The organism is Paenibacillus sp. LC231 (assembly GCF_001860525.1).
Taxonomy (GTDB): Bacteria; Bacillota; Bacilli; order Paenibacillales; family Paenibacillaceae; genus Paenibacillus_AQ.
Map to the genome: position 1 here is coordinate 541715 of NZ_JFOM01000015.1, position 18407 is coordinate 560121.

General features: G+C 51.3%; 17 protein-coding genes. 12 read left to right on the forward strand and 5 right to left on the reverse strand.

Features of this window, described 5'->3' with window-relative positions:
• Positions 1 to 83: 83 nt before the first annotated feature.
• The gene (locus AK95_RS12600; protein WP_071220288.1) at positions 84 to 1337 is read right to left on the reverse strand and encodes an MFS transporter; all 1254 of its coding nucleotides are present in this window, start codon (positions 1335 to 1337) and stop codon (positions 84 to 86) included.
• 29 nt (positions 1338 to 1366) lie between these two features.
• Positions 1367 to 2410, reverse strand: coding sequence for an ROK family transcriptional regulator (locus AK95_RS12605; protein ID WP_071220289.1), 1044 nt, complete (start codon positions 2408 to 2410; stop codon positions 1367 to 1369).
• 161 nt (positions 2411 to 2571) lie between these two features.
• On the opposite strand from AK95_RS12605, the gene AK95_RS12610 reads away from it, so the two are divergent.
• From AK95_RS12610 to AK95_RS12625, 4 genes are read left to right on the forward strand one after another with little or no spacing between them, the layout of a single operon-like run.
• On the forward strand, positions 2572 to 3624 hold the full coding sequence (locus AK95_RS12610) for a LacI family DNA-binding transcriptional regulator (RefSeq protein ID WP_071220290.1): 1053 nt from the start codon (positions 2572 to 2574) through the stop codon (positions 3622 to 3624).
• Positions 3625 to 3648: 24 nt separating this feature from the next.
• Entirely contained in the window at positions 3649 to 4809 is a 1161-nt protein-coding gene (locus AK95_RS12615; RefSeq protein ID WP_071220291.1) for a Gfo/Idh/MocA family protein, read from the forward strand.
• A 51-nt stretch (positions 4810 to 4860) separates the two neighbouring features.
• On the forward strand, positions 4861 to 5592 hold the full coding sequence (locus tag AK95_RS12620; protein WP_071220292.1) for a ThuA domain-containing protein: 732 nt from the start codon (positions 4861 to 4863) through the stop codon (positions 5590 to 5592).
• Positions 5593 to 5612: 20 nt separating this feature from the next.
• Positions 5613 to 6719: a Gfo/Idh/MocA family protein gene (locus AK95_RS12625; protein WP_071220293.1), complete on the forward strand. Its 1107-nt coding sequence runs from the start codon at positions 5613 to 5615 to the stop codon at positions 6717 to 6719.
• Between the two features lie 136 nt (positions 6720 to 6855).
• On the opposite strand, the gene AK95_RS12630 is transcribed toward AK95_RS12625, so the two are convergent.
• Entirely contained in the window at positions 6856 to 7548 is a 693-nt protein-coding gene (locus AK95_RS12630; RefSeq protein ID WP_071220294.1) for a pentapeptide repeat-containing protein, read from the reverse strand.
• A 137-nt stretch (positions 7549 to 7685) separates the two neighbouring features.
• Positions 7686 to 9515, reverse strand: a complete 1830-nt coding sequence (locus tag AK95_RS12635; protein ID WP_071220295.1) for a DUF2334 domain-containing protein — start codon at positions 9513 to 9515, stop codon at positions 7686 to 7688.
• A 172-nt stretch (positions 9516 to 9687) separates the two neighbouring features.
• On the opposite strand from AK95_RS12635, the gene AK95_RS12640 reads away from it, so the two are divergent.
• The 3 genes from AK95_RS12640 to AK95_RS12650 all read left to right on the forward strand — a co-directional run bounded on the left by AK95_RS12640 (position 9688) and on the right by AK95_RS12650 (position 11822).
• Positions 9688 to 10215, forward strand: a complete 528-nt coding sequence (locus AK95_RS12640; protein ID WP_071220296.1) for a GNAT family N-acetyltransferase — start codon at positions 9688 to 9690, stop codon at positions 10213 to 10215.
• Positions 10216 to 10312: 97 nt separating this feature from the next.
• A complete protein-coding gene (locus AK95_RS12645; RefSeq protein ID WP_071220297.1) occupies positions 10313 to 11401 on the forward strand; it encodes a peroxiredoxin family protein in 1089 nt (362 codons plus the stop codon).
• A gap of 97 nt (positions 11402 to 11498) precedes the next feature.
• Positions 11499 to 11822 (forward strand): hypothetical protein, encoded by a 324-nt coding sequence (locus AK95_RS12650; protein ID WP_071220298.1) that lies wholly within the window; start codon positions 11499 to 11501, stop codon positions 11820 to 11822.
• Positions 11823 to 12032: 210 nt separating this feature from the next.
• Here AK95_RS12650 and AK95_RS12655 read toward each other — a convergent pair whose 3' ends face one another.
• Positions 12033 to 12926 carry a hypothetical protein gene (locus AK95_RS12655; RefSeq protein WP_071220299.1) on the reverse strand — a complete coding sequence of 298 codons (894 nt, stop codon included), beginning with the start codon at positions 12924 to 12926 and terminating at the stop codon, positions 12033 to 12035.
• A gap of 361 nt (positions 12927 to 13287) precedes the next feature.
• Here AK95_RS12655 and AK95_RS12660 point away from each other — a divergent pair, with 361 nt between their 5' ends.
• The 5 genes from AK95_RS12660 (at position 13288) to rhaA (ending at position 18339) form a co-directional block, all read left to right on the forward strand.
• Positions 13288 to 14139 (forward strand): WXG100 family type VII secretion target, encoded by an 852-nt coding sequence (locus tag AK95_RS12660; RefSeq protein WP_071220300.1) that lies wholly within the window; start codon positions 13288 to 13290, stop codon positions 14137 to 14139.
• Positions 14140 to 14156: 17 nt separating this feature from the next.
• Complete coding sequence (locus tag AK95_RS12665; protein ID WP_071220301.1) at positions 14157 to 14357, forward strand: hypothetical protein; 201 nt, start codon at positions 14157 to 14159, stop codon at positions 14355 to 14357.
• Between the two features lie 5 nt (positions 14358 to 14362).
• On the forward strand, positions 14363 to 14683 hold the full coding sequence (locus AK95_RS12670) for a DUF4176 domain-containing protein (RefSeq protein WP_071220302.1): 321 nt from the start codon (positions 14363 to 14365) through the stop codon (positions 14681 to 14683).
• Positions 14684 to 14894: 211 nt separating this feature from the next.
• Positions 14895 to 16964 (forward strand): bifunctional aldolase/short-chain dehydrogenase, encoded by a 2070-nt coding sequence (locus AK95_RS12675; RefSeq protein WP_071220303.1) that lies wholly within the window; start codon positions 14895 to 14897, stop codon positions 16962 to 16964.
• A 109-nt stretch (positions 16965 to 17073) separates the two neighbouring features.
• On the forward strand, positions 17074 to 18339 hold the full coding sequence (gene rhaA / locus AK95_RS12680; RefSeq protein ID WP_071220304.1) for an L-rhamnose isomerase: 1266 nt from the start codon (positions 17074 to 17076) through the stop codon (positions 18337 to 18339).
• Positions 18340 to 18407: the final 68 nt, after the last annotated feature.

Consider the following 18407-nt stretch of genomic DNA (forward strand, 5'->3'; position numbering starts at 1 on the left):
GGTAGGCAAACGATCATAATCAATAAAAGGGAGCCCTCTTGTACTTATAAGAGGGCTCCCTTAGTGTTCAATGAATCATAGGATTAGACCAACTGCTTACGGACTTTTAAATAACGGTACAGAAGGATGCCAAAGAGCGAGCATAGGATGGCACACAATCCGATGAAACCATAACCCGCCTGAAGCCCGCGCAGCAGCCCGAGCTCTGTTCCGCTGCCGTACATTTGCTTGAAGCCGTTCGTGATCGCTCCGATCGCGTAATTGCCGATAACGCTGCCGATTCCCATCATGGTGACGATGAACGTAATCGCGGTGTCGCTCTCTTTCGGATATCTTTTGGCAATGAGCGCCATGACCGTCGGATAAATCGGAGCAATTCCAATGCCTGCTGCCGCGAACAGGAACGCATAGGATTCTCCGCCAAAGATTGCAATAAACGTGCATACGCCAGTCAACGCGGACAGGATGATGATGGACAGCGTGAAGCCGATCCGGTCCGTTATCGGGCCGAGCAGCAGGCGTGCTGCCGAGAAGCAGAGGAAGAAGGCGGACAGCATCCCGGCAGCAGCCGTAGGTTCCCATTTGTACGATTTTTCAAGAAAGTTTACGAGCCAACCGCCAACTGCCATCTCCGATACGACACCGAAGGATAGAATCATGACGACCAGCCACAGTGCAGGATCTTTAACTAACAACTTAAGCGGGGTTCGTTCCGTTTCGGATAGATCGTCCCCGGGAAACTTGCTCATGAGTGCCGGGATCATTGGCAGCACGGATAACATCAGCATGGCCAGATACATGCCCCGCCAGTCCAGCGTGTAATTAAACACGGTTACGGTCATGAGGCCGGATGCAATCATCGGTGCCACAGTTGAGCTGATTCCGTAGAAGAAATGGGACAGGTTCATCATCGTGCCTGTGTTTCGCACAAAGATCCGGGCAGCCAATATGGCGAGGCCGATCTCCAGCATACCGTTTCCAATGTACATAAAGAAATAGGATGCGGTAAACATCGGGTAGCTGTGCGACAGGAAGATCAACACACCCGAGATAGCCATCGAACCGAAGGCGGCCATACTGACCCACTTGATCCCGATCTTCCGCGTTAACAGCGCAGTGAAAGAGCAGGCAATCAAGTACCCGAGCGCGTTCAGGGATAGCAAGGTGCCGATCTGCATTTCATCCAGGTGGAAATCGAATTGGATCCTTGGAATGGCGGGTCCCTTAATGTTTTCCGATATTCCAAATATGATAAAGCCCAGAAAGATGGTTGCCAGATGAAGGGTGTAGTCTTTGCTGAATTTAGGTTTTGCTTTCGTTTGAAGGTCTGTATTCACGGTTATTCCCCAATCGTCATCGTTGAATTTTACATTGCACTTGTATCGGATATCATCATATCCAGAGCAAGCCGCTGCAGGCCGGCTATATAGTCATGCTCCCACTCGCGAAGCAGCATTTCGGGCAGATGGCGCTCGGGTACGTAGGCGGAAGCCCGGTCTTTAATGGAGAGCAGGGTGGAGGGCAGGAGGTTATGCTCACACCACAGAATGGCATCCGGATTGAGAATCGCGGTGAAGGCGGCGCTTAATCGGCTTAACGCATCAATTTGCTCCTCATCCGGCTCGATAAGACTGCTCATGACGGCACTTTTACGCTCCAATACATCTTGAAAATTGTTGTCTTTGCTCATCGGTACATAACCGATCTCACCCGTAAAGAACGACTTGCCCCGAACGACGTTTCCATTGATCAGCAGCCCCGCCCCCGGTCCATTGTGTCCGAAATACACGTATACAAGAGAAGCCTCCTCCGTACGGCTCAGATTCTGATAGCCAAGCACGGCCGCATTCATGTCATTCTCCACGATGACAGGAATGGAGAACAGGTTCTCCAGGTAAGATTTGAGGTCGTAATCCTGGAATGTCCCGTACAACGGCACGTGAAAAACGACGCCATCACGAACCGCAGCCGGCATGCCGACCGCAATCGAGCGGATTTTCGGATAACGGTGGATCCAGCTTCTTAGCTGGGAAGCCAGCGCTTCCGGTCCAAGCTGGAGTATGCCGTCTTCAGTTTGTCGTTCGACCAGATCGCCGTTCCAGTTAAAAATGGTGTATACGCTCCGCTCCTTCTCATAATAAACGGCGAGACCCAGCATATAGTCCGGGTTAAAAGCGTAGCGGTTTGCACGTCTCCCGCCGCTGGACTCATCCAGCCCGAGCAGGGTAACTTCGCCTTCCTGCGCCATCTGTTCCAGCACTTTGCTCACCGTTGGAAAGCTGATGCCGAGCCTGTCACTAAGCTCCGCTTTGGTTCCGCTGCCGAGCTCCAGTAGGGAAGCGCGGAGCGCGCGCCGCACGGCGTATTTCATGGATTGCGGTGTGGGTAAAGGTTCTTTGCGCGTATCCATCACCACTCCCCTTCCTTTTTAAATAGGTTTAATAAGTATCTGGTGAAGATTATTGCACATCTGAAATAAGGGTGCAAGAACAATTTTGCTGGTTAAGACGGTTGACAACTGCAAGGCTCCATGAGAAAATGTACGCGCGTACATAAATTGCAGGAGGCTTGATGAATATCGCTAGTCGTAAAGAGGTAGCACAGCTTGCCGGCGTTTCGGAAGCGACGGTATCCCGTGTATTGAACGGGGTCGGACCTATCAAGGAAGAGACCAAGCAGCGGGTGCTGGAAGCGGCGGATCGGCTTGGGTATACCCCGAGTGCGCTTGCCCGAAGTTTTGCCCGCCGAAGAAGCGGTAACCTGGGCGTTGTCATGCCCTACCTGCCGAAAGCCCGCATCTTCTCCGCTTATTATTTTTCCGAAATATTAAGCGGCATTGGCAGTAAGGCGCTGGAAAGCCAATATGACCTATTGATGCTGTTCCGTGAGCCCGGCGGTTCAATGGACTACTTGAATCTGTTCCGCACCCAGAAGGTAGACGCTTGCATTATTCTTGGTGCCCGGGATGATGAAGGCGAACGTGCGGCCATCAAACAGCTGAGCGAAGCGGATCACCCTTATTGCCTGATTAATCAATACTTTGACGGCGAGGCGTTTCACGTTATGGATGCCGATCATGTGGATGGCAGCTATCAAGCCGTTCATCACTTGACGCAGCAGGGATTTCGGAACATTGCTTTTCTTAATGGGCCGCCTCAGTATTCCAACAGCCGCGATCGGTTGAAGGGGTACAGCCGGGCACTGAATGAAGCGGGAATCGTGCTGGATGAAACTTTGCTGTTCGAAGGTAACTTCAGCCGCAAAAGCGGTTATGCCGCTGCCGAGCAGGTCGCCGGGAAGCTGGACTGTATTGAAGCCGTATTTGCCGCCAATGACCGCATGGCGATTGGACTTCAGCAGGGGCTGCGTGCGCTAGGCATTTCAGAGGAGCGAATGCCTGCTTTTGTCGGGTATGACGATTCGGAAGCCGCCGAGCTGTGCACGCCGCCGCTTACCAGCGTGAGGGTTCCGTTCTATGAACTGGGATGCCTTGCAGCGGATCATGTGCTTCGTATGCTGGACGCCTCCGATCTGCCAGAAGGCAGCGAAACGAACGCAGTGCTCCATCGCCAGCTGCCAACTCGCCTGGTAATCCGTGCATCTTCGCTTCATCGAAATGAATAACTCTTATTTAAGGAGGAATGAAGGATGAAACAATTACGTGTCGGCATGATTGGTTATAAATTTATGGGGAAAGCCCACAGCAATGCTTACCGGAGCCTGCCGATGTTTTTCCCGGAGGCGCTGAAGCCTGAAATGGTGGCGATCTGCGGCCGCAATGTGTCGGCCGTGCAAGCAGCTGCGGATCAATTGGGCTGGAGTGAAAGCGTTACCGATTGGAAGGAGCTTGTCAATCGGGAAGATATCGATCTGATCGATATCAACGCCCCAAGCGATGCCCATAAGGAGATTGCCATTGCCGCGGCGAAGGCGGGGAAGCATATATTTTGCGAGAAGCCGCTTGCCTTGACCTTGGCGGATGCCAGAGAGATGCTGCAGGCGGCGGAAGAAGCGGGAGTTACCCATATGGTTGGGTTTAATTATAGATTTTCGCCAGCTGTAAGACTGGCCAAGAAGCTGGTTGAGAGTGGAAGATTGGGTCAGATTTATCATTTCCGTGCTTGGTTTTTGCAGGATTGGATCATGGACCCGCAATTCCCGCTGGTATGGAGATTGCAGAAGGAAGTGGCCGGATCCGGATCGCATGGGGATCTTGGTGCCCACCTGATCGATCTCGCGCATTATCTGGTCGGTGATATGCAGGAAGTGATCGGAATGAGCGAGACCTTTATCAAGGAGCGTCCCATTGCCAGCGAGATGACCGGGTTAAGCGCAAAAGGAAGCACAGGCGGTCCCATGGGGAAAGTGACGGTAGATGACGCCACGTTGTTCATGACCCGCTTCGAGAACGGGGCGCTTGGCAGCTTTGAGGCGACGCGCTTTGCCGCAGGGCACCGCAGCACCAATTCCTTTGAGATCAACGGCAGCTTGGGCAGCGTCAAATTCGATTTTGAACGAATGAATGAGCTGGAGGTTTACTTTACGTCCGACGATGAGGATGTTCAGGGCTTCCGCCGCGTACTGGCAACCGATCCCGTTCACGATTATATGGAGGCATGGTGGCCGCCGGGACATACGATCGGTTTCGAGCACACCTTTACGCATGAAATCCTGGAGCTATCGACCGCTATTTCCGAGGGAAGGCAGCCTGTGCCGAATTTCGAGGATGGCGTGAAATGTCAGGCTGTGCTGGAAGCCGTGGATAAATCCATTGAAGAACGCCGCTGGGTGCGGTTGTCGGAAATGTAATCAAGTCATTTGGCCAATTCTGGCCGGACACATAAAAAAGGAGTGCTACACATGAAAAAGGCTTTGATCGTATGGGGCGGCTGGGACGGACATGAACCTGAGCAGGTTGCCGGCATTTTCGCGGAATTGCTTCGGGCTGAGCAATATGAGGTTGAGGTATCCGACACGCTGGATGCTTTTAATGATGCAGAGAAACTTCAGGCCTTGGATCTGATCGTGCCGGTATGGACGATGGGAGAAATATCGAAGGAGCAGGTGGGCAACGTATCGCTTGCCGTGCAGAAGGGAACCGGCTTGGCGGGCTGTCACGGCGGCATGTGCGATTCGTTCCGCAACAATGTGGATTGGCAGTTCATGACCGGAGGTCAATGGGTTGCGCATCCGGGTAACGATGGCGTGAAGTACCAGGTTGAGATTAAATCGAGCTCCAGCCCGCTGGTGGAAGGGATGCAGGATTTCACGGTGGTCTCCGAGCAGTACTATCTGCATGTGGATCCGGCCGTTGAAGTGCTGGCAACCACTCGCTTTCCGGTTGTGGCCGGACCGCATCTGCTGAACAAAGCGGTTGATATGCCGGTAGTATGGACGAAGCGCTGGGGATATGGACGGGTCTATTACAATTCCCTCGGCCATCATGCCGACATCGTCGATATGCCGCAGGTGAAGGAAATGATGCGCAGGGGACTGCTCTGGGCTGCTGAAGGAAAAGCATTATATTCGGGTTCGGACATGAGTGTGTTTACGGAAGGTCAAGGCTACACAGGCATGGGAGACAGCCAATAAGGCAGAAGGAGACTTGGATCATGAAGAAAGTAAAGGTTGGCATCATTGGCTGCGGAAAAATCAGCGGCATCTATATGGAAAACTGCCATAAGTTCGATATCCTGGAGCTGACGGCGTGTGCGGATATCGATCGTGCCCGTGCCGAGGAACAGGCTGCCAAGTATCATATTCCGAATGTATACACTACCGATGAGCTGCTTGCAGATCCCGAGATTGAGCTGGTCATTAATCTGACGATACCTGCACTACACGCGCAAATTATGCTGGATGCACTGCAAGCCGGCAAGCATGTGTACGTGGAAAAGCCCCTTGGGGTAACCCGTGAAGAGGGTAAAGCGGTGCTGGATATGGCTGCGTCCAAAGGACTACTCGTCGGATGTGCTCCAGAGACATTTCTTGGAGCCGGTATCCAAACGGCACTGAAGCTGATTGAAGACGGGCGCATTGGCAAGCCGATTGCAGCGACCGCATTTATGATGAGCCGCGGACATGAGCATTGGCATCCCGATCCGGAATTTTATTACGCCGCCGGTGGTGGTCCGATGTTCGATATGGGGCCTTACTACCTGACGGCGCTGGTTCAGCTTCTGGGACCGATCCGTCGTATTAGCGGCATGACCGGAACGGCCCTTACGGAGCGGACGATTACCAGTGAGAAAAAACAGGGTCAGAAAATTCAAGTGGACATTCCTACTCACGTGGCTGGACTTATGGAGTTTCATAACGGCGCGATTGGCACGCTGATTACGAGTTTTGATGTATTTGGAGGCAGCACGCTTCCTAATATTGAAATCTACGGCACTAAGGGCACGATGCTCGTCCCGGATCCCAACGGCTTTGGCGGCTCGGTTCAATATCGATTGACCGGAGAAACCGAGTGGACGGAAGAGCCGCTGCTTCCCGGGTATAACGAGAATACAAGAGGGATCGGCCCGGCGGATATGGCCTACGCCATCCGCAGCGGAAGAGCTCATCGTGCGAGCGGCGAGCTTGCCTATCATGTGCTTGAAGCTATGTGGGGCTTCCATGATGCTTCCGATGAAGGCAAGCGCTATGAGATGGTCAGCACCTGTGACATCCCGGCGCCGCTCCCGCTTGATTTGCAGAAATACACCCTTGATCAATAAGTAGGATGATTTAAGAAAGCGGCTTAACCCGAAAGGTCCAAGCGGACCACGGAGTAAGCCGCTTTATGCTGTGCACGTATATACGTTCCCCTGTAAACGAACGATCCTGATTATATGTGCCAAGTATAACTTAAGGTCATTCTTTCACGACAAGACCGAATATTTTGGTTAACGGGATGGCTTGATGCGGCGATATGATGCATCCTTGAAGATCTTCCAGGGTCACGCCAATGTTATGAAAGTCCGTTCGGCTTAAGTCGATTCCCGCAAGCTTCGTGCCGGAGAACTGCGACTGGTCGATCTGGCAATCCACAAATTCCACCTTGCTTAATTCGGAATGATAAAAATCCGATTTTATGAGCGAGGTGGATTGGAAGGACACCTGCTTCATGTTAGCAAAACGGAACGTAGCGTAGTCGCCCGTACAATGATCGAATACGACATTACGGATGGTAGCTGCCGTCAAGTCGAGCCCCAGAATTTTGCAATGATTGAATTGTACGCGGTACATAATGGCCTCACTGAGATCGACGTTGGACAAGTCGCAGTGGTTAAACACAAGATCCGTTAGTTCGGCATGGTGGAGCGTGACGTGCTGGAACGTAACATTATGGAATATCATTTGATCGAATTGAACCTTGTCGGCTGAAATATAAGACAGGGTCTCGTCCTGACAAGAGGACTGAATGAATGAGGATTCATCGTCAACACCGGCATCGGATAGAATCATAGGCTCAAGCTGCTTGGGGAGCTTGGGTTTCACGATTTTGACTGGGGATGATGGAGTGGCTGTATTGTTGTTAGAATTGCTTTTGCTATTGGATGACATGAATTCTCCTCCAAAAATAGAAATAAGTATAGAGATGATCCTATCGAGTCTATCTACGTTCTTTCTCCGATGACAGACCGCGTATAGCGGGAGTTTTGAAATGACCCGGTTTTGTTGTATAGAAGTATATCATGTCCTTATCCGATTGTCCGGTCCCTGGAATTGATGGCTGCGTCCAAGGTTCCGCCGAGCCGATTCGGAGACCATGCCAGCAGACTGACACGACCATTGCCCGTCAGATCGCCAAGGAAAGGTGTCATCCGTTCTCCGGCAACCCAGGGCCCAAACCGTTCTTCCTGCCGCCCGAAGGCGGTCCCGGAGCTATATAGAACGAACCAGTTCCCTGCGGTGTGTTCAACGAGAATCAAATCTTTCAGCCCATCCCCATCCACGTCGCCAAGTATCATGGATATGGATGAACCCATTGGACTCTTGGAGGAATACCAATCTCCCGCGTCCACGAGCTGTTTCCCGGTGCTTAACCAGACCTGGCATGTGCCTGAGTCGGAATTCCACACAACCAGGTCATCCAGCCCATCGCCATTCACATCTCCTATGGAGAGTATCATGCCTTCACCCCGTACGGAAACCTCATGCTGAATTAGGGGAGAATTAAAATCACGCCCGGAGCTATAAGCAATGGCGGCTTTCCCTGTAACAGGGTCCCATAAAAATAAATCATGTCTGCCGTCCCCGTCAAAATCTCCCGTAAGAGCTTTCCAGTCCACGGCTCCAGATTCACAGAGCCAATGACCCGAAGGTACTAAACGGCTGCCTGAGCCCAATGCAACCTCACATATCCCAAGCTCCGCATTCCATACAGCCGCATCGATGCTGCCATCTCCATCATAATCGCCAGCCATCGCAGTTCCACCCGGGTATAGCGGCCAGTCTGCCAACATGGGGCGTATATATCGTATGCCATTATGGATTTTCATGGGGAACCCGACCTCAAGAGCAGCGTCGTACCATAGGTTGTTGGTCTCGTCCCGGACGATCCATCGATCCGGCAGCGCTTGTCTCTTGGCTTGCAGAAACTTAGGGTCTTTCATGGCCATCCTGTCCAGCAATCGGGTTTCCCTGAAATCCGGTATGAAGGGCATGATCGAGGTTATGGACACAAACGTTTTAGACTCTCTCTTGAAGGCTTGAATGATTCTTCTGAGCGGTGAATGCTCGTCATAATGCACAGTGCCATCAGCAAGGAAGCGGATATAGGGAAATTCGAGATAGGGGTGGTAAAAGAATGAAGCCAGTTCGCGAGGACCTGTGAAATCCTGCAATGTCCGTTCCATCCGAGTGACTTCTTCCTCGATCTTATCACCTGCCACATAATAAAGCGGAGTGGGAACGTAGATCGTCCCGTTCGTTAACGGATCGTCCGGGATGTGCTGTAGTGCGGCTGTCCTTGCATCCGGGCTGGAAGGCGGTGATTCATAGAGGATGCCGTTACAGATCTCGATAATATGCCTCTGGACAGATGAAGCGGTATAATGAGGAGTTTCATACCAAACCGCCGGAAGACCAGCTCTTTGAAACATCTTATGAGCCTGCTGTATCCGCTGATAAGCATAAGATTGCTGCAGCTGACGGAGCGAATGGACCGTTTCGGGCGGGTCATCTGGAGGACAGTCGGCGCTGCATTCGGAATAAGCAAATTCGAATCCGTCGCCGCTAACCGATCCCCCGTACTGATGCGTATATCCATGAATACCAATCGAGGCGCCAAGGTCTACCATCGTCTGCAGCAGCCGGACAAATCGAAGGGAAGCTCCATCATGCTGATCATCTATCGACCGATCCACATGATGTGCCGGATCTACATACCGCGGAATGACGGCCAGATGAAAGGGAATCTGCAGCTGATGCAGGAACTGTGCGATTACCAGCAGCTTTGCCTGTTGTTCTTCCGTCTCATACCAGCCGCCCGGACCGATATCTTCAAGCCGTATCAATGCCTTATTCAATCAAGATGCGCTCCTTCCAATGCCAGCTGTTTTCGAGATAGCGATATCCGGATATATTTATGCCGGGAATGGGCATTTCGTCATCGGGGATGAAGCGTTCACGAAGAAAAAAGAGGATCGCGGAGCGTGTCCGAGAATATATAGGGATTAAGATATGGACAGGAGGAAGTTCATGCATATTAGACACGCAAATGAACAGGATGCAGCAGGCATCGCTAACGTCCATGTGAACAGCTGGAAAACGACATATAAGGGGATCGTGGAAGATCGCTTTTTAGAAAATTTGTCTGCTGCGGATCGGATTGAAGGCTGGCGCCGTAAGCTTGCCAATATGCCGGAGGACGAACAACTTCTGGTCATTGCCGATGAAGATGGCAAGGTATACGGGTTCATGTCTTACGGCATGGAGCGTGAGCAGAAGATTTCTGATGAAGGAGAACTCTACGCGATCTATCTCCTGAAAGAGATTCAGGGGATGGGCTGGGGACGGGAGTTGTTTGCGAGGCTGAAGGAGTTTCTGCAAAAGAATGGGTATCGTTCTTTACTGGTCTGGGTGCTGGAAGGTAATTCCGCTGAGCATTTTTATAAACATATGGGAGGCCAGGAACGGAGACGAAAAAAAATTGTAATCGGCGGAAAAACGCATACGGAAGTGGCTCTGCTGTGGAGTTCCATTGACCGGATTGGCTCCTTCTCCTAAAAAATGCCCCGCTTGAGTTTACATTAGAGAGGGAATCTACTATGATGAGGATATACCCCGGTGGGTAATTGTTTTGCCGACCTGAGGAGGTTTGCATTTGAGTATAATTCCGATAGGTTCTTTTATGATGAGGGCCGACATCGTGATTTTTCTGATCTGTGCGGCAGCCGGATTTGCTGCGCTTCGAATTCGTTTGCGTCAGACGCCGCAGCGGGAATGGATCCTGGACACTTATTTATCTGTACTTATCATCGGTTTTATTTCATGGAAATTCGGGATGCTGGTGTTCGATCCGATCCGCACCATTCAGCATCCCGCCTCGCTTATTTACATGACCGGCGGCACGAAGGGAATATGGCTTGGGGCCGTTCTAGCCCTGGTCTACGCAGCTCTGCGCTGGAACAAAAAAAGGGAGAATTCAGGATTGCTGCTGAAGTCCGCACTGTTGTCGGCATTTGCAGGCGGATGGGCCGGGTATGTATTCCAGTGGTTGTGGGCGGACGGGGCCGCTGTAAACTCTTCATTATTCTATATGCTATTATTCGGCATATTGCTCACGATGAGCTGGCTTCAATTCCATTTTCCGCTGTCCCGCTTTCTTACTCTGGGATTAGGAAGAAATGGAGCGGTGCTGCTCATCATGGGGGCTCTTTTCGTGTGGGTAATCTATGACTTTGCTTTCACCTCGGGCAGCGAGCGAGAAGCGAACATATCTCCGAATGTGGAAGGCAATCCAGAAACCATTGCTGAAGGGTTAAAGCCCGGACTTCGCGCACCGGATTTTTCGCTGATGAATCGGGAAGGGCAGGAGGTCAAACTGTCCGATTATCGGGGGAAAACCGTTCTTCTGAACTTCTGGGCCTCCTGGTGCCCGCCATGCAAGGTAGAAATGCCCTATATGCAGGATTTTTACGACAAATATCAGGATGAGAATGTAATCATTCTGGCTGTCAATATGACGCATTTGGAAAATAGCATGAGTGAGGTGCAATCTTTCGTCGAGAAAAATGGCTTAACCTTCCCTGTCCTATACGACCAGAGCGGAGCAAGCACGAGACGATATGAGGTGGTGGCCTATCCGACCACCTACGTCATTAAGCCGGATGGTGTGATATCAGAGCGGTTCCAAGGCGCTATCGATGAAGATTTAATGGTTAGGGCCTACCGTAAGGCTAGTGATAAGTAAGGTTCAATTGCGGATTTTTGGTGACGTGGACATCTATCTCTGCCGCCTTCTCTCCACGGGGAATATAATACACAAACGCTGGGGAGGGGGAGATAGAGTGCAGCCAATACCAATTTCGGCAGAAGGATGCAAAGGTTACGTCGGCAAAACCGTTTGCGCTGTCATGCGTGATGGAACGGAAGTCGTGGGGACCATACGCGGTGTACATGATCGAGGCCTTGAACTCGAATTTGCGAACCCATCCGCATATATATTGTCCACAAAAGGCAAGAAGGGCAAAAAATCTTCGAAGTCTACTAAAGGCGGTGCGCACACGTCCGCATTCGGACCTTACGGTTACGGCGGATACGGCTGGGGAGCCAATGTGTTTGCTTGGGAAGCCATAGCGCTGTTGTTCCTCATTCCGTTTTTGTTTATTTAAGCGGTCAAAAAGGCTTTAGATTACGGGCGCAGTGTTTTTATAGAAGAGACAGGCGGGGAAATCCCCGGTACTGTCTCTTTTTTTTTAGATATCAGAAAGTATAAACTTCGAAGCATGGGCCTTCCTGATACCGCAAGAAAAACATCCTATAAACGCGGTCTGTCTTCTGAGAAAGTTCGTCGATAGACGCTATTCTTTCTTGTGCTAGCCTTATACATTACGAGTGGAGTGGGCATTGTGGATGGGTTCAACGGATGTATTCGATTGACTGAGCAGCCATATAACCGGTGTGAATGAGACAAGAAAACAGCTGCCCGCCAGAATCGGAAGCAAAGACCATTCGGCGATGGAGTATCCAAGAAACGTCTGCCATCCGATGGCGATTAATCCGAGCAAATACGCCAAGCCGCTAATATGGATCAGTATCGGTTTAACCGCAGGATTGACGGATTTTCTGATGGACAGCCACGCCATAAAAGGGATCGCCTGCAGAGCATGGAACCCTAGACCGTGCAGCCAGATGATATTGCCGTCGATCCCGGTATAGCGTCCCGCATTGATGGAAATCCATATGCCGGCTGCAAAAGATACCAGCACCGCGATCATGGCATAACGAATGCCGAGTCCGAGTTCCGGATGGGCTTGCATTACACGCTTGCGGAAGTACTGGGCGCCAAGGATCAGGTAGAATACGATAAGCAGAATCGCAACAGCAGGGAAAATAGCCGAGATGACATGATCAAAGGTCGAGCCGTTCTGTACGAACCGCGGATCGACACCGCGGAAGTTTTGAACGGTTTCGGCGAAGTAGGAGAACAGAACGAGCGGAATATAACACCAGCGGTAGATCGATTTGCTTTGAGGCCTCATACCGGAAACCGGTAAAATGATGGCGGTTGATATGATAAAGATCCCCAGGGCCGCGTTGAAGGAAAACGCTTTGGAGATATCTCCATCAGGCGAGACAGGTCCTCCATTCAGCAATACCCATATCCCGCATATTCCGGCTAACAAAAACCCGAGCAGCCCCGTCAGCAAAAGCCAAGTCTCCTGCTTATACAGCTTGATCGCCCGGTTCGTCGCTTCACGTGCAAGTTGATTCATATGAATGACACCCTCTCCGTAAAGATGAATTGTCTATAATCTACAGGAGAATGGGGGTGACTTTAACGGGCTGGGGATGTAAGGGGACCCTGTACGCCGGAATGATTTCAAGGCTGGACTAAAGCCGGGGATGAAGCGAGTGTTAATCAGGACGGGAGAGAAACGGAGCCAGTTCTTTTTTACTAGATTAGGCACTAAGAAATGAACCTCTCGCTTGATTGCCCCTTTCCTGTATACCTACTAAAATTGAAAAATGTGGTTATTCACGAGTTCGACCGGTTAATGGGTTTATGGAATTGAAATTTGCATTTAGACTGCCTGAAGAGCAGAGGCAAAAAAGACAGAAGGGGCGTCCGTATTTATGTCCAATCGAATTTTAGTTACACCCGAGCAGTTGGAGCAGGTATCCACGCAATTTGCGCAGTCAGGGCAACTTAGCAGCGATATGGTGGAGCGGCTCCAGCGAAGCATTCATGAAATGGAAGGCCAGTGGCAGGGGATGACCCGTGAGCGGTTTTTCGGGGATTACCAGCAAGCCAGGGCAACCATGATCAAATTCGTAGAGTGCTTACAATCGATATCCACCGAACTGAAGCAAATTTCCGTCAAATTCCGTTCCACGGATGAAATGGTGAACGGTGCTTCCGCTGGAGGAGCAGTTGCCGGTGCAGGTATTCTGGCTGGAGCAGCCTCCGGAACCGGAATCGCCACGGCAGCTGCAGCAGGCTCTGCAACCATGGCTTCCGGTGTTTCTGCAAAATCTTCAAGTAACCCGCTGGATGCAGCACTTAAAGGTGTAAATGTGGAAGGCAGCGTAATCAAGCATGAAGAGAATGGGTTATTTGCCAAAGCCATAACAGGCAGCGCAGGGGCCAGCCTTACCGAGGGAGCGCATGCCAGCGGGGCCGTTGTAGAAGCAGGCTATGCTAATGATCATGTCGAAGGATCGGTTAGCCTGGTTAAGGCCGAGGTTGAGGCGGCCGTTAAGGATGGCACGCTCAGTGTTGGGGCTGAAGCTACATTAAACAAGTATGAAGGCGGCGTGAATATTCCGCTTCCATGGACGGATAAGGAGCTGCATATTGGGGGTTCCGCTTCACTGGGCGTACTCGGCGCATCCGCTGAGGTGGGGAAAAGCGGTTTAAAGTTCCACGTGCCGTTAGGACCTGGAGCAAGCCTTGTCGGGCTCGGAGGAGCGATTACGGTAAAATAGAAGGGGGAGCACCGCCGATGAGCGATAAACAAAAACGGTTCAAATACATAATGGTGATCATTGCTGTTGTCGGTGTACTGGGCACCGTGATTCCCAATCTGCTTGACACAAGTTACGCAGCTGCGGAAAAAGCAGTCATTTGCCTATCCTTTCTCATTGGAGTACCGCTCGTTGTGTCGATTGTATATTGGATCGGTAAAAAAATATTGAAGGGTTGATTAACATGGAACAGCAAGTGCAAACGGAACAGAAGCTGCTGCCAATCGGATCTGTAGTCAAGTTCAAGGAATGGGACCAGACGCTGATGATCTATGGTCGAATGCAGAACGACTCCAAGACATTGAAGCGTTGGGATTACGTGGCCTGCTTCTACCCTCACGGGAATCTGACCGCGGATTCCAATATCTTTTTCAACCATAAAGACATTTCGGAAATTGTATTTATGGGTTACGTCAATGAGGACGAAATTGCGTTTCGTGATGCATTGATCGAAGGAATTGCGAAGGCGGATCAAATGGCAGCCGCAGGCCCGGACAAATCATAGGTTTATCATATAGCAGCATAGCAGCTCTGTTCAGAGGTAACTCTGGCAGGGCTGCTTTTTTGTTTGTAACAGATTCACAGTGCGTAATCAAAAATAAACAAATATAAATCTGTGTTTATTTTTGAGAATATACTATTCAAAGATAAACGGGCGTGATATTATGAGAAACAAATGAAAGCAAATTCATATGGTCAATCGGAGGGGAAACTTCATGGTTCAAAGCTTATGGGAACAGTCAAAGGCACAGCAGGCACAAAATACATTGGATGAGCTGGTCTACCGTTCGAATTTAATCGGGTCCGACCGGCGTGTATGCAACTGGGGCGGCGGCAATACATCCAGCAAAACAACGATTCAGGATTTTCGCGGCAAAGACATAGAGGTTATGTACGTAAAAGGCAGCGGATCGGATCTGGCTACCATGAAAGCGGGCAATTTCACAGGCTTGCGGATGGAGGACATCCGCCCATTATTCGAAAGGGATTCGATGCCGGATGAAGAGATGGTGGCTTACCTGGGTCACTGCATGGTCGATTCGAAGCACCCGCGCGCATCCATTGAAACGCTGCTGCACGCGTTCTTGCCGTTTCGACATGTGGACCATACACATCCGGATGCCATTATCAGCTTATGCTGCGCTCATAACGGCAAAGAATTAGCCCGGGAGATTTTTGGCGACCGATTTGTGTGGGTACCATACGTTCGCCCTGGATTTACGCTGTCTAAGATGATTGCCGAAGGGGTGTTGGCTAATCCGAAAGCCGAGCTTGTGCTTATGGAGAAGCACGGGCTTGTCACTTGGGGCGATACATCGGAAGCCTGTTACGCACAAACGATTCGAATCATTAGTGAAGCGGAAGCCTTCATCGAAGCGCGAGTGAATAACGACAAGCTGTTCGGTGGCCGGAAGTTCGCCCCACTGGCCTCGGAAGTGCGCCGCAGCATTGCCGCCGAAGTGATGCCCGCGGTCCGCGGTGCCGTCAGCGATGTGAAGAAGATGATCCTGTCCTTCGACGATCAAGAGGATGTGCTGGACTTTGTCGGCGGTATCGATTCGCCGAAGCTGTCCCAAGTAGGCGCAGCTTGCCCCGATCATCTGGTTCATACCAAGGTAGTTCCTCTCTTCATCGACTGGACACCTGATGCTGAAGATGTCGAAGGCCTTAAGGCAAAGCTGATCGAAGGCATTGCAGCATACAAAGAGCAGTATCAAGCTTATTTTGATCGCAACCATCATGAAGGCGATATCATGTTCGAGGCGGCTCCGCGCGTCATTCTTATTCCGGGCATCGGCATGATCAACACGGGCAAGAGCTGGGCGATGTCGCAAGTCAGCGGCGCCCTGTATCACCGGGCGATTGCGGTCATGCGCGGCGCGACGGCCCTGGGCGATTTTGTATCCCTGAGTGAAAATGAATCCTACAACGTGGAGTATTGGCCGCTGGAGCTGTATAAATTGAGTCTCGCACCAGCCGAAGCGGAGTTTTCGCGCCAGATCGCTTTTATCACCGGGGGAGCAGGCGGTATCGGAAGTGCCACGGCCCGCAGGCTGGTAGCTGAAGGCGCACATGTCGTTTTGGCGGATTTGAACCTGGAAGGCGCACAGCAGGTAGCCGAGGAGATCAATGCAAAATACGGGGAGAATCGGGCATTTGCTGTTAAAATGGATGTAACCGACGAAGAGGCCGTGAAACGCGCCTATCGAGAGACCTCCATCACTTATGGCGGTGTTGACATTATCGTCAACAATGCGGGCCTTGCGACATCCAGCCCGTTCGACGAGACATCGCTGAAGGAATGGAATCTGAACATGAACGTGCTGGGCACAGGTTATTTCCTGGTTGCGCGGGAAGCCTTCTCGTTGATGAAGACACAGGGCGTTGGCGGAAGCATGGTGTTTGTGGGATCGAAAAATTCGGTCTATGCCGGCAAAAACGTGACTGCATACAGCTCCGCAAAAGCACTGGAGGCTCACCTGGCTCGCTGCATTGCTGCGGAAGGCGGAGAATACGGCATTCGAGTCAATACCATTCTTCCGGATGCCATTCTGCAAGGCTCCGCGATCTGGAATTCGAACTGGAGAAACGAGCGGGCAGCAGCTTACGGGATTGAACCGGATCAGCTTGAAGAGCACTATCGTAAACGCACGACGCTTCTTGTCAACATCTATCCGCAGGATATTGCCGAAGGCATCGCTTACTTTGCATCATCAAGATCTTCGAAGACAACGGGCTGCATGTTGACAATTGACGGCGGAGTGCCTGCTGCGTTTACTCGCTAAATCGAATGAAGATATGACGCATCTACCGCAAGAAATCAAGATTTCTTATTAAGATGGGAAGCTGGGTCAGAGATGACCTAGCTATCCTTATCATACGGGAGGTTATGGGATGAGGCAGGATGTTGCAAGGAACTTTGAAGAAGCGAAAAAGCTCTATGGGCAGCATGGCATCAACGTGGACGAAATTTTGACGGAACTTGAACGCATCAAAATCTCCATTCACTGCTGGCAAGGAGACGATGTCCGGGGATTCCTGTTCCGCGATCAAGAGCTGTCCGGGGGCATCTCCGTGACCGGGGAATATCCAGGCGCTGCAGGAACGCCGGAACAGCTGCGGGCCGATCTGGAAAAAGCGATGTCGCTCATTCCGGGATCCCACAAGGTGAACCTCCACGCGATCTACGCGGATACCGACGTGACCGTTGATCTGGATCAGCTGGAGCCGAGGCACTTCCAATCTTGGGTGAACTGGGCCAAGGAGCAAGGAATCGGACTCGATTTTAATCCGACCTGCTTCTCCCATGACAAATCGAAGGATGGGTTTACGCTGAGTCATGCCGATCCGGCAATCCGTCAATTCTGGATTGAGCATTGCAAGGCATCACGAAGAATCGGGGCTTACTTCGGCGAACAGCTGGGTCAAACCTGCGTGACGAATATCTGGGTTCCGGACGGTTATAAGGATATGCCGGTAGACCGAATGGCGCCGAGGCAGCGGCTGAAGGAAGCGCTGGATGAGATTTTTGCTGAAGATATTAATCCGCAATGGAACCTTGATGCCGTCGAGAGTAAACTGTTCGGACTGGGCTCAGAGGCTTACGTTGTGGGTTCGCACGAGTTCTACATGGGATACGGCATTCAGAACAACAAGCTGATCTGCCTGGATGCGGGTCACTTCCATCCAACCGAGAGCATTGCCGGCAAACTGTCAGCGCTTGCCCTTTTCACCGATGGACTTCTCCTTCATGTCAGCCGGCCGATGCGCTGGGACAGCGATCATGTCGTCGTCATGGATGATGAACTGACCGAGATTGGACGCGAGCTGGTGCGCAATAACCTGCTGGATGTTACCCATATTGGACTGGACTTTTTTGATGCCAGCATTAACCGCATCGCCGCGTGGGTTATCGGTACCCGAAATACGATAAAGGCGCTGCTGCGTGCCAAGCTGGAACCTGTCGATCGGCTGAAGCAGGCCGAACTTGAAGGCGATTACACGACCCGCCTGGCGTTAACGGAAGAGTTTAAATCCTATCCGTTTGGAGCGGTGTGGGATTATTACTGCGAACGTATGGGCGTACCTGTTAGAGAAGAGTGGCTGTCCGAAGTGAAACAGTATGAACAGGATGTATTGCTGAAACGTACGCAAGCATGAGAAGAGATTGAATATCACTCGGGCTCGTGCTTGAATCGTTGATTATGATCTGACAAGGAGGCTGGGGA

Coding starts and splice junctions, on each gene's coding strand:
- AK95_RS12605 (WP_071220289.1), bottom strand. CDS start 2,410: ATGGATACGCGCAAAGAACCTTTACCCACACCGCAATCCATGAAATAC.
- AK95_RS12610 (WP_071220290.1), top strand. CDS start 2,572: ATGAATATCGCTAGTCGTAAAGAGGTAGCACAGCTTGCCGGCGTTTCG.
- AK95_RS12615 (WP_071220291.1), top strand. CDS start 3,649: ATGAAACAATTACGTGTCGGCATGATTGGTTATAAATTTATGGGGAAA.
- AK95_RS12620 (WP_071220292.1), top strand. CDS start 4,861: ATGAAAAAGGCTTTGATCGTATGGGGCGGCTGGGACGGACATGAACCT.
- AK95_RS12625 (WP_071220293.1), top strand. CDS start 5,613: ATGAAGAAAGTAAAGGTTGGCATCATTGGCTGCGGAAAAATCAGCGGC.
- AK95_RS12630 (WP_071220294.1), bottom strand. CDS start 7,548: ATGTCATCCAATAGCAAAAGCAATTCTAACAACAATACAGCCACTCCA.
- AK95_RS12640 (WP_071220296.1), top strand. CDS start 9,688: ATGCATATTAGACACGCAAATGAACAGGATGCAGCAGGCATCGCTAAC.
- AK95_RS12655 (WP_071220299.1), bottom strand. CDS start 12,926: ATGAATCAACTTGCACGTGAAGCGACGAACCGGGCGATCAAGCTGTAT.
- AK95_RS12660 (WP_071220300.1), top strand. CDS start 13,288: ATGTCCAATCGAATTTTAGTTACACCCGAGCAGTTGGAGCAGGTATCC.
- AK95_RS12665 (WP_071220301.1), top strand. CDS start 14,157: ATGAGCGATAAACAAAAACGGTTCAAATACATAATGGTGATCATTGCT.
- AK95_RS12670 (WP_071220302.1), top strand. CDS start 14,363: ATGGAACAGCAAGTGCAAACGGAACAGAAGCTGCTGCCAATCGGATCT.
- AK95_RS12675 (WP_071220303.1), top strand. CDS start 14,895: ATGGTTCAAAGCTTATGGGAACAGTCAAAGGCACAGCAGGCACAAAAT.
- rhaA (WP_071220304.1), top strand. CDS start 17,074: ATGAGGCAGGATGTTGCAAGGAACTTTGAAGAAGCGAAAAAGCTCTAT.